Origin of the sequence: Prosthecobacter sp., from assembly GCF_014879935.1 — a bacterium.
In the GTDB taxonomy this organism is placed as follows: Bacteria; Verrucomicrobiota; Verrucomicrobiia; order Verrucomicrobiales; family Verrucomicrobiaceae; genus Prosthecobacter.
Genome location: NZ_JACSRD010000259.1, coordinates 1 through 10597, shown reverse-complemented (window position 1 = coordinate 10597; position 10597 = coordinate 1). Strand labels below are relative to the sequence as shown.

Here is a 10597-nt window from a genome sequence, read left to right as displayed (position 1 = left end):
ATGAAGTCGGCGGCGAATGTGAGCCAGCAGTTGCGGCGGCTGGACGTTAAGGCTGCGATCAAGAAAGTGCCCGAGGAAATGAAACACTTCCTGGAGGAAGCCGATGCCAAGAACCCCTGAGCGTCGCCTTTTTGTCAAGCCGTTGCACCCTGACCGGTCCCCCCGTTTGCCTGCCACGCAGAGGCGGAAGGCATGCGCGATTGTGACCTGCGACGCCGCGCTTCAGGCTTATGGTGTCCCGGTGATCTGGTAACCCTCACGGCGAGACAAGCAGCTTCGCAAGAACGTCCGGCAGCGGCTGCTCGAAGGACATTTTTTTGTCGGTGGCGGGATGGATGAAGGTGAGTTTGGCGGCGTGGAGGCCGAGGCGTTTGGCGGGGTCGGTCTTGGCGCCGTAGGGGGCGTCGCCGACGATGGGGTGGCCCATGTCGGAAAGATGGACGCGGATCTGGTGGCGGCGGCCGGTTTCGATCTTCAATTCGACGAGCGTGCGGTCGGCGGTGCGCTGGAGCACTTTGAAGTGGCTGATGGCCTCGCGGGTGTCGTCGCCAGGCGGGACGCTGCGGACGCGGAGGGAGAACTCCTCATTCACATGGCAGCGCAGGGTGCCGGAGTCGCGTTTGATGACGCCTTCGGCGATGGCGAGGTAGGTCTTTTCGAACTTGTGCCAGTTCTGCTGGAGGATGCGTTTGAAGGGCTCGGTCTTGGCGAATACGATGAGTCCGGAGGTGTCGCGGTCGAGGCGATGGACGATCCACACGCGGTTGCGCGGATTGGTGGCGCGGACGTGGTCGGTGAGGGCGGCGTAGGCGGTGCGGCCTTTGCCGGAATCGAGCGCGATGGTGAGCCAGCCGGTGCCTTTGTTCAAAACGATGATGGCATCGTCCTCGTGGACGATCTGCAGGCCTTTGGGCAGCGGCGGGGCGACTTTGTGCGGCACACGTTCGACTTTGATCTCGATCTTGTCGCCGGGACGCAGCTCGTGGTCGTGACGGGTGACGGCCTTGCCGTTCACGCGGACGCTGCCGAACTTGAGCCACTGCTTGACGCGGGTGCGCTTCACGTCCGGCCAGTTCGCGAGGAGGTAGGGCATCAGTTCGATCGGCTCGGTGACGGGGCGCGGGGACGGCATATGTCTTCATGCCACGGGAAAAAGATGCTGGCTAAGGAAAAGCGGGATGGCACGTTTTCCCCGGACCCCAACGCGCCCCCCATGATCCTGACCCGCCCTGTTTTGCTCTCCTGCATGCTCGCCATCCCTGCCTCGGCCGTGGATTTCAAGAAGGACATCCAGCCCATCCTGGAAAAGAACTGCTACGAGTGCCACAGCGAGGCGAAAAAGAAGCGGAAAGGCGGTTTCGTGTTCGACGACCTGGAGACCTTCAAGCTGGACATCGCTGACAATGATGTGGCGCAGATCCGGCCGGGCAAACCGGCCGAAAGCCACTTCCTGGAGGTGATTGTCAACCGCGATCACGACCGCCACATGCCGCCGGATGATCAGCTTTCCAGCGGTGACATCCGCAAGCTGACCGACTGGATCAAGGAGGGGGCGACTTTCGACGGCACCGTGGCCAAGACCGCCGCGACGGTGGAAGGCATGCCGAAGAAAGCGCTGCCGCCGATCATGAGCTGGACGAATCTCGAGGGCAAAACGATCAAGGCGGGCTTTGTGCGTCTGGACGGCGAAAATGTGGTGCTGCGCATGCCTGCAAACGCCCAGGAGGTGGCCTACCCGCTGGCGAAGCTGTCGGAGGCCAGCCAGAAGCTGGCGCGGGATTGTGCGGCACCGTGAGGAGCCGGGCGGCGTGGATTGATGGCCTGCCCGAATCCATTCATCCACCACTCCACCAATCCCACGCTCCGATCCGTCATCGCTCGGCGAGGGCAGCGCTGACAGCGGCCTCCAGGGGGCGTGAACCGTCGCCGCCGAGTTGTTCATCGAGCGCTTCGAGGCGCTGAATGAGATCCGCCACGTGTTTGCGGGGATACATGCCGCCCGCCTCGGCACAGAAATGGGTGCGGCAGCCGAAAGGGCGATGCGCATAGATGGTGCAGCGGCCGTCACGGCCGAGCAGTGGACAGGCACCATCCGGATGCGGTTTGAGCGCCTTGCGGCCGCTGGCACGGACGCCCTGCGCCGCAAAGAGGGCCTCCCCGCGCGTGAGCATGGGGGTGTGACCGGCGAGGCGGAAATGGCAGCAACCGGTGCGCATGGCGCAATCGCGGGGCAGGGGCCGCCGCTCCAGCTCGGCGTAGATGGCCTTGATCTCGGCGTGGGGGTCGGCCTTCGGGTTTTTCATGCGCTTTGGAGTGAGCATGGATGTGCTGACCGTTGTGGCACGCGATTTTTGCAAAGCGGCATTTGAGGATTTGAGATTTCGCATTCCGCCATCATCGTACACGCCCTGAATGCCTCTCCCAGCCGTCTGAAGAGGCCTTCCGGGCTCCCCACCACCCTCCTTTGAGACAACCGTAGAGCGCATGAGCCTGCCTGATATCGCCGGACACGAACTGCAGGACCTGGTGGGCAGCGGACGGTGCGGCGCTGTTTACCGGGCGGTCTCCGGAAATGGCAAGGCCTGCGCGGTGAAGGTGTTCAGCTCGATGGCGATCAACCGCAAGGCGCTGGCCACGGCCTTCCGTGCCTTGCAGCAGATGCCGCACCACCGCGGCGTCCTGCCGGTGGACAATTTCAGCTTCGACAAGACGCCGTACTTCTGCGTCATGCCGCTGGTCGGCGTGATGACGAAGGACAATCACGGCCGCCGTCAGTGGCAGACGCCCACGCTGGAGTCCGTCTGCACCGGACTGCCGCCGGAACAGGCCTGGCGCCACATTTATGAGGTGGCAGATGCCCTGGCCTGGCTGCACAAGCACGGCATCCCGCATGGGAATCTGCGCCCATCCAACGTGCTGCTGGAGGACGACGCGGAGTCATCCATCCGCCTGACGGACATCGCGCAGGGCTGGGTCGGCGGCATTCATCACCTGGAGCTGACGGATCACTTCGTGCACCTCTGCCCGGAACAGGCGGAAAATCCGGATGGCGTCTTCGCCGGCTACGGACCGACCTGGGATGTTTACAGCTTCGGCGTGCTGGCCTACCGCCTCCTCAACGGCACCCTGCCGCGTGGTGCTGACATGTGGGAGAGCGAGCTGCAACGCGCCCGCCAGCAGCATGCCGCAGGTCTTGCCGCCCAAATCGACAGCAACGCGCTGCTTTCCGCCGTCAAGGCTCAGCCCAAGGTCTTCTGGCCCCAGGTGGCGCAGTCGAAGTGGGAGGAACGCCGCCGCAACATCATCGAACGCGCCCTGGATCTGAACCCTGCCGCACGCTGGGCCGACATGCGCGAGGTCGTGCGCGAGTTCGAGGTGCTGGAAAGCGACTACCTGCTGGAGGAATCCCGCGAGCAGACCGTCCGCGAGCGCCAGAAGCAGGCGAAGAAGGTCCTCACCCTGCAAACCACGGCCATCGCCCTGCTGACGATCTTTGTGCTGTGCTTCGTGTATGCCTTTGTCACGCTGCGTCGCGCGCAGAAGGCCGAGGACACGATCGAAAACCTCGGCGCGAACCACAAGATCGAGATCGACGCACGCGAAAACCGCATCGCCACGCTCACGGGCGAACGCGATGTCGCACGCGGGGCCAAGGCGGTGGCGGATCAGAATCTGCAGAACTCGCAGAACGCGGTGGACCAGTTCCTCACGCAATTGCTCCAGACGCCCACGGGCAACGAGATGGAGGCCGGCTTCCAGAAAGAGCAGCTCACGGACGCGCTCGACTACGTCATGCGCGGTCTGCCGGCGCTCGAGCAGTCGCAGACCCTCGGTGTCGAGCGGCTGCGGGCCTATGGGAACATCGGCCAGCTCCATCTGAAGCTCCGCGACAGCACCCAGGCCGTGTCCTACCTGACCAAGGCCCGCGACCAGGCCGCCGAACTCATCAACAAGGGGGAAGGCGAGGCCGCGCAAATCGCGCTCTACCAGCAGTGGCTGGGCCGTTACAGCCTGCTGCTTTCCGACATCCGCGGCCACGAGGGCCGTCATGCGGAGTCGCTGGCCTTGCTGAAGGACGCCACCGAAAATCTGGACAAAGGCCTGGCCGCCGACCCCAAAAACCGCCTCGCCCGCAACGAGTGTGCCCGTGCCTGGCTCGAATACGGGCTGCGCACGCTGCGCAATGGTGACACCGCCGTCTCCGAACAGGCGCTGGCCCGTGTGCCGGAGATCCTCGATCCGAAGCTCATCGGCCATGAGTTGATCAACGACGAGAAATTCATCCTCGCCCGGGCCAAATTCGCCAAGGGCATCAGCCAGCGTGAGGCCGGCAAGACGGAGGAGGCGCTCAACACCCTGATCGATTCCGTGAAGGACATGGGTGAGCTCGTGCTCGGCAGCAGCCCTCGCAATCAGGATCAGGCCCTGCTCCTGGCGGAGGCCTACACGGAGCTGGCGGAGCTCATCGGCCGTCATTTCAGCGGCGCAGATGCCAAGGAGGCGCACAACCAGGCCGTGCCGATCCTGCTGGAGCTCAACCGCCTCATGCCTGAGTGGGCGGAGGTGAAATACCTGCTCGCCCGCAACTACGGCTCCCTGGCCTCCCTCGCGCGGGATGCCGGCAGCCCCTCCGAGGCCAGCAAGAAGAAGCAGGACGCCATCGAGCTGGTGAATGAAATCCTCGCCGATGACAAGGACAACGCCCGTTACGGCTTCCTCCTGGCCAAACTGCGTGGCGAATACGCCGAGCTGCTGGCCGACAGCGGCAAGACCACCGCCGCCATCCCCATCGCCCAGCAGGCCGTGGAATCGATGGAGAGCTTGATCAAGATGCTGCCGCAGTCCGACAAGCTCACCCCGGAGCGCCGCATGTGGTCCAGCCAGCTGGCGCAGCTCTACGGTGCCCTCGGCCACACCAGCGAAGGCGCGGGCAAGAAAACCGAGGCCAAGGCCGCCTTCACCAGCGCCGTGGCCATCTGGGAACAGCTCGCCGGAGCCATCGCCAACGATGAAGCCATCCAATCCGGCCTGACCTGGAGCAAAGGCCGCCTCGCCAAGCTCAAATGACCCTCGCGGAGAAGCAGCAGGCGTTGATCGACGACCTGAACATCATTCACGACCCGCACGAGCGTCTGAACGCCGTCGTGTCACGCGGCACGGGCCTGAAACTGGCCCCGGAGCACCAAACGGACGCCAATCTTGTCCCCGGCTGTGTGTCGCGCGTCTGGCTGCATGGCGAACTCGTGGAGGGCCGCGCCCGCTTCGCCTGCGATGCCGAATCCCCCATGGTGAAGGGCCTCGCCACGCTGTTGTGCGATCTTTACGACAACACCGACCCCGCCGAGGCCGCCGCCATCGAGCCGCGGCTCTGGGAAGCCTGCGCCTTCACCAAAATGCTTTCCCCCACCCGTTTGAACGGCCTCGCGAACATGCGGAAGCGCATTCGCGAGATGGCGGAAGGCTTCGCCAAATGACGAATGACGAATGACAGCCGAGCGAAGCGAGACAGACGACCGCAGGGAATTCGAAGGGGAAGCAAAGCGAATCAAGTGACGAATTTTGGGGCGGCGTGGTCGGGTAGGGGCTGGAGTCTTGCGTTGGGTCGATTGTTCGTCATTGGGAGTTCATTCGACATTCGTCATTCTGCATTCGTCATTTCCGCCCCTCATGCTCCGTCTCCAAAACTTCCACGGCCCCGAGCTCGAACCGCATCTCGACGCCCTCGGCGCCCTGCGCATCGCCGTCTTCCGCGAATTCCCGTATCTCTACGACGGCAGCCTGGAGTATGAGCGTGACTACCTGCGCGTTTACCTGCGCTCCAGCGGCAGCCTCGTCGTCCTCGCCTTCGATGGTGACCGTGTGGTGGGCGCGACGACCTGCCTGCCCATGGTGGATGAGGGGCCGGAGTTCCAGGCGGCCTTTGTGAAGGCGGGTTACGACCTCGCGACGATCGGCTACTTCGGCGAATCGATCCTGCTGCCGGAATATCGAGGCCACGGCATTGGAAAGGAGTTCTTCACCCGTCGCGAAGCCCAGGTGCAACGGCTGGGCCTCAAACTCAGCACCTTCTGCGCCGTGGACCGGCCCGCCGATCACCCGCTGCGTCCCGCCGGCTATCGCCCGCTCGACGACTTCTGGCGCAGCCAGGGCTACACGAAGCATCCCGAACTCCAGGCCACCTTTGTGTGGAAGGAGACTGGCGAAGAGGCGGAATCCCCCAAGACGCTGACGTTCTGGACCAAGGCCTGGCGTGATGAGTGAAGATTATCACCTATCGCTTCCTGCCACTGCCAGATTGCCGCGCTCCGACTGCATTTTCACGTCATAGCAGAGGCGGTGGTTTCCATCTCATCAGTCCAGCCAGTTCTCGACACGCAATCCCGGAACCTTTTGGAAATCGACCAGATTGCGGGATAGCAGGAGTGTGTTGTGGGTCATGGCGAGGCTGGCGATGCGCAGATCCACGGTGCCGATACGCACGCGCTGAAAGTGCAGCATGTCGAAGGTGTCTTGCGCTGCTTGTGTCCAGGACAGGAACCGCCACTTGGCGAGGGTGAGCAGGCCGTTGAGAAAGAGATCGTAATGAACGAGCAACCGCTCTCTGTCGGCGGCGATCTGGGCCAGCCGACCGCGCAAGACTTCCTCGGCAGTCATCACGGTGAGCCATGGCTGCTCGCCCCGACTGAGAAGACGTTCGCGAAGCAACGCACCCGCCGGGGAGCCACGATCCAGCTCGGAGTAGTGGTTGGTGTCAAGAACGACCATCACGACGGTCCATCTCTTCCAATGACTTCCGGTTCACATCCTGCCGCCACTGCTCGCCCAGTTGCGCGGCGGCATCGTAGTCGGGGTTGCCCTTGGCCCAGCCGAAAGTGCTCAGCCAGCTCTCATCCGTTGCGTCGGCGTTGGTTGCCATGGCCAGCGACTGCACCAGCAAGCCTTTCGACGGCTCGGCGGAGACTGCGGCACTGATTCGCGGATTCATGGGCCAAGATGCCCCTGCCGCAGCTTTTTGGCAATGCTGACTTCAATGGCGCACGCTGACGTTCTGGACCAAGGAATGGGTGTGACCCATGTTTGCCTCACCCGAACATTGACCGACTATGGAGCACCAACGGTGCGAAACTCCTCAGCCCACGGGCGCAGCCCTGGGTTTCGAATCCGCGAACAACCTTGAGCAACATGCAGCCCTGACAGGGCGGGACTCGACTCAACGCTGCGCATGGATCTGGCGTGATCCGGGGGTCGAGTGCCGCGCTTTCAGCGCTCGACGGGTTTTGGGAGGTGATTCGACCGCGTTGACCCAGGCTTGCAGCCTGGGCTGAGGAGTTGTGCGCTTTCAGCGCCACGGCGTCGTCCGCGTGGCGAGCAGGTGCTCTTCCCGCGTGAACACATCCGGCAGCCAGACGCCGATCCATAGCAGCAGGCCCAACAAGACTGCCAACGACACGGCAAGGCCAAGAAGGGTGATCAGAGGTCTGTTCATGAGATGAATCATGTCACCGGCGCTACACAATGGGATCGGGGCAGACGTCGCGGCGCTGGCACTTGAGGCAGTGGTCGCCGAGGAAGTAGGCGTCGAGGAAGTCCATGAGACCACGGATGGTGGCCCGGTCCTCGGTGACGATGCCGGCCTCGAAGTTGCGGCGGTGGTCGCTCTTGGCCCCCAGACCGGCGCCCGTGAGGTTCGCGGAGCCGATGTAGGCGATGCGTTCGTCGGCGATGACGCACTTCATGTGCATGCGCGGGCAGAGGATGCGCGTGAAGAGATCACTGCCGATCAGCTCCGGGAAGCGGTCGAAGTCCTTGCGGAAGCGTGGCCCGGGCTCCTTGGCATGCACGAGTCGCACCTCGACGCCTTCGCGGATCAGTCCTGCGAGCACCTCCAGAAACGGCACGAACTTTTTTCGGCCGCCTTCGACATGCAAATCCTTGATGTCCGCCGTCACCAGCCAGAGCAGCCGTCTGGCCGAAGGCACAATCTCACGCAGCACCGCTGCGTAAGTGTCTTGGTTGAGGACCAGTTTCACGGCTGAAGTCATTGTGCCTGCCCTACGGCAATCCAGGGCGGAGTCTAGCGGTGCCGATTCAGGGTGTCTTTGCGTAAGCCAAAGAGGAAGGGAAACCGAATCACCGGAGATGGTGTGCTGGACATGGGGACGTGGTAATCTACCCGGACAGTTTGACGATTAGCTTATTACGTTGCCGCGCTATGCCTGCTTCACCCACTGGGGTGCGCGATGGTCGCCCTTTCTTACTGCCTTATCCTGACCGATCTGATTTTTTTCTTCCCATGTCACTGGTAATTTGATTTCATCCGCCGCAAGCTTGCAAATAAGATGCCTGCCGCAGCGACGACACCTTTGACTTGGGGAATGACTGGCCTCGTTTGGGGCCAAAGTGGAGCTGTCTGGGGTGGAAGCACTGCTTCCGACAACCACCAACCACCTACATATCCCATGGCTACCAGCAACCGTGTGTCCGTCACGATCACTCCGGCGATTCGTGATTCCTTCATTGCTTTTCTCAACCAGGCGGCGGCCCTGCTGCCAGTTGCTCCCACGCTCTCCAGTGAAGAACGGCAGGAGATCTCCACCATTGGTCCGCGCCTCCAGCCTTTTGATGACGCGGTGGCGATGACGGTGCCGCAGTTCCCGGCCATCGTGCCCAGCTATCTCGACGCAGCAGAGGCGGTCAAAGACCGCTCCAGCCGCGCCGTCGTCAAAGAGATACTCCTGGCCGCCAGCGCCCTGTGCGAACAGGTCCGGGATCTCGACCTGCTGCTCGGTGCGGACCTCTTCGACTTTGACCACGGCGTGTTCTACACGGCACGTGATGCGGCGAAGCGCGGCAGCATCCCCGGGGCCGACACGGCGCTGGCTCAATTGGAGGCAGCCTACCCCAAACGCGGCAAGAAAACGCCGCCGGTCGAGCCGCCACCCGCACCTTGATGACCGGTCCGGGTGCGCCTCACCGGCTTCGTCCCTCATCAAAACGGGTGTCACGAGCCTGAGAGACGGGTTCCTCATCCCGTTGAGGGTGCCTGCCCACCTCCTGCATCCGAGGTGCCGAGGCTCGAATCTTGGCTGGGGAGGCTGAAAGACTGCCTCCTCAGCCTCTTACAGGCAGTTCCTGAACCCTATCGCAGGGGTTGCCGAGGCTGAAATCGGGCCTCATGAGGCTGAAAAGCGGCCTCCCTATCCCCTCAATCAGGGTTCCACAGGCCCTCCATCGGCCTCGAGTCCTCTTTCGGGTGCCATTTGGCCCCATTTTCACCCGAAACGACCCTTCTCACCGCCTTCCCGCCATCGCCATGCCTTACGACCCAAACCAACCTCAAAACGGCCAGCCGCTGGATGCGGATGCCCTGCGCCTGCAGCTTCAGGGCCTCTTCGAGGCCATCACCAGCATCCCCAAAGGGGATCAGGGCGATCCCGGCGAACCCGGATCGCCGGGTCAAAATGGCAGCGATGGGGGAGACGGTCCGCCTGGGCCGCCTTTTGCGCAGGCCATCATCGATTCCGTCAACACCATTGATGCCGGCCAGGACGCTGGCGTGAGCGTCAGCTTCGATGGGACCGCTGTCCACTTCACCTTCGACATTCCGCGAGGGGCGGATGGGCCCTCCGGCAACGACGGCAGCCCTGGCAACGACGGACCTCCAGGCGAGGTCAGCCTTCAGCAGATGAAGGACAGCACCAGTGCCAACACCAACGGTGTCAGCACCCTTGATGACGCCTTCATGAACGATCCGCCGACCCTGGGAGACCTGGAACTGATACGGTCCAAGCTCAACGAACTGATTCTGGCCCTGCGGCAGAATTGAGGAATGAAAAGATATGGGTGCAGAAAGTCGTGGAGCCAAGGAACGGTGGACTCTGTCCCCCTGTGGGGACAGGGTCCCCGCCTACTTGAGTTTCTTGTGCTCCCGTTTGAAAAGCATTGCCTGAATCGCGTCCAGCGGGTAAAACGCGCCGAATTAACTTTTGCCTATTCGACTGATTTCTCTCTGACATAACCAATTTGCGTGCTGCCTCACAGGCAGCGGGGCTCCCACCAAAACCGGCAAGTTTTAGCCCTCATCGACAACGCCAAAGGAAGCGCGCCCGAATGGGGCGCAGCTTGCTCTGCGCCTTGTCGAAGGGCGCTTGCCGGTGCCCGGTGGGAGGGAGCATCAGGTTGCGCCCTCTTTTGTGTCCTCGCTGAAGTTTTGTAGCCAGCCAGCTGCGAACCGACCCAACTTCCGATGAAACAAGAAATGATGATACTTGCCGGCCTGCTTGCCGCAGGGCTTCAGGCACAAGAACCAGAGGCGGCCGGGTCGGTCATTGCAGATGCCGTCGAGCGGCGCGTGGTGCTGGAGCAGACCGTGGTGCGGCAGAAGGATGGCGGGACGGTGACGTTTCAGAAGATCGAGCCGCCGCCTGTGACGGCGCCGGTGGTGAAGGCTGCGCCGGTGCTGACGCCTGAGGAGGCGGCCCGGCAGGCGGAGATCGAGGCGAAGAAGCCGGGGCTGCTGATGGTCTCTGCCACGGTGCATGCGGGCGGCCTCACAGTGCTGCGTTGCTCCTGCGGCGGGAAGGAACAGGTGGAGGCG

The 10597-nt window shown here is 62.9% G+C and carries 13 protein-coding genes; 7 read left to right on the top strand and 6 right to left on the bottom strand.

The features are described from left to right. Nucleotides 1-256: 256 nt before the first annotated feature. Nucleotides 257-1132: an RluA family pseudouridine synthase gene (locus IAE77_RS28990; RefSeq protein ID WP_294234781.1), complete on the bottom strand. Its 876-nt coding sequence runs from the start codon at nt 1130-1132 to the stop codon at nt 257-259. Between the two features lie 81 nt (nt 1133-1213). Here IAE77_RS28990 and IAE77_RS28985 point away from each other — a divergent pair, with 81 nt between their 5' ends. Further along, nucleotides 1214-1795, top strand: coding sequence for a c-type cytochrome domain-containing protein (locus tag IAE77_RS28985; RefSeq protein ID WP_294234779.1), 582 nt, complete (start codon nt 1214-1216; stop codon nt 1793-1795). A 76-nt stretch (nt 1796-1871) separates the two neighbouring features. Here IAE77_RS28985 and IAE77_RS28980 read toward each other — a convergent pair whose 3' ends face one another. Then, the gene (locus IAE77_RS28980; RefSeq protein ID WP_294234776.1) at nt 1872-2321 is read right to left on the bottom strand and encodes a YkgJ family cysteine cluster protein; all 450 of its coding nucleotides are present in this window, start codon (nt 2319-2321) and stop codon (nt 1872-1874) included. Nucleotides 2322-2484: 163 nt separating this feature from the next. Here IAE77_RS28980 and IAE77_RS28975 point away from each other — a divergent pair, with 163 nt between their 5' ends. From IAE77_RS28975 to IAE77_RS28965, 3 genes are all read left to right on the top strand, one after another. Continuing rightward, nucleotides 2485-5067, top strand: coding sequence for a protein kinase (locus IAE77_RS28975; RefSeq protein WP_294234772.1), 2583 nt, complete (start codon nt 2485-2487; stop codon nt 5065-5067). Further along, nucleotides 5064-5474, top strand: coding sequence for a SufE family protein (locus IAE77_RS28970; protein ID WP_294234770.1), 411 nt, complete (start codon nt 5064-5066; stop codon nt 5472-5474). Before IAE77_RS28975 ends, IAE77_RS28970 begins: the two co-directional genes overlap by 4 nt. 193 nt (nt 5475-5667) lie before the next feature. Next, a complete protein-coding gene (locus IAE77_RS28965) occupies nt 5668-6261 on the top strand; it encodes a GNAT family N-acetyltransferase (protein ID WP_294234767.1) in 594 nt (197 codons plus the stop codon). Nucleotides 6262-6351: 90 nt separating this feature from the next. Here IAE77_RS28965 and IAE77_RS28960 read toward each other — a convergent pair whose 3' ends face one another. From IAE77_RS28960 to IAE77_RS28945, 4 genes are all read right to left on the bottom strand, one after another. Continuing rightward, complete coding sequence (locus IAE77_RS28960; protein WP_294234764.1) at nt 6352-6768, bottom strand: type II toxin-antitoxin system VapC family toxin; 417 nt, start codon at nt 6766-6768, stop codon at nt 6352-6354. Continuing rightward, nucleotides 6752-6985, bottom strand: coding sequence for a hypothetical protein (locus IAE77_RS28955; RefSeq protein WP_294234761.1), 234 nt, complete (start codon nt 6983-6985; stop codon nt 6752-6754). Before IAE77_RS28955 ends, IAE77_RS28960 begins: the two co-directional genes overlap by 17 nt. A gap of 354 nt (nt 6986-7339) precedes the next feature. Then, nucleotides 7340-7486 (bottom strand): hypothetical protein, encoded by a 147-nt coding sequence (locus IAE77_RS28950; protein WP_294234758.1) that lies wholly within the window; start codon nt 7484-7486, stop codon nt 7340-7342. A gap of 22 nt (nt 7487-7508) precedes the next feature. Continuing rightward, complete coding sequence (locus tag IAE77_RS28945) at nt 7509-8030, bottom strand: phospholipase D-like domain-containing protein (protein ID WP_294234755.1); 522 nt, start codon at nt 8028-8030, stop codon at nt 7509-7511. Nucleotides 8031-8459: 429 nt separating this feature from the next. Here IAE77_RS28945 and IAE77_RS28940 point away from each other — a divergent pair, with 429 nt between their 5' ends. The 3 genes from IAE77_RS28940 to IAE77_RS28930 form a co-directional block, all read left to right on the top strand. After that, entirely contained in the window at nt 8460-8951 is a 492-nt protein-coding gene (locus IAE77_RS28940; protein WP_294234753.1) for a hypothetical protein, read from the top strand. A gap of 362 nt (nt 8952-9313) precedes the next feature. Continuing rightward, nucleotides 9314-9826, top strand: a complete 513-nt coding sequence (locus IAE77_RS28935) for a hypothetical protein (RefSeq protein WP_294234750.1) — start codon at nt 9314-9316, stop codon at nt 9824-9826. Nucleotides 9827-10246: 420 nt separating this feature from the next. Beyond that, nucleotides 10247-10597, top strand: a 351-nt coding sequence (locus tag IAE77_RS28930) for a hypothetical protein (protein WP_294234745.1), incomplete at its 3' end; no start/stop codon positions are given.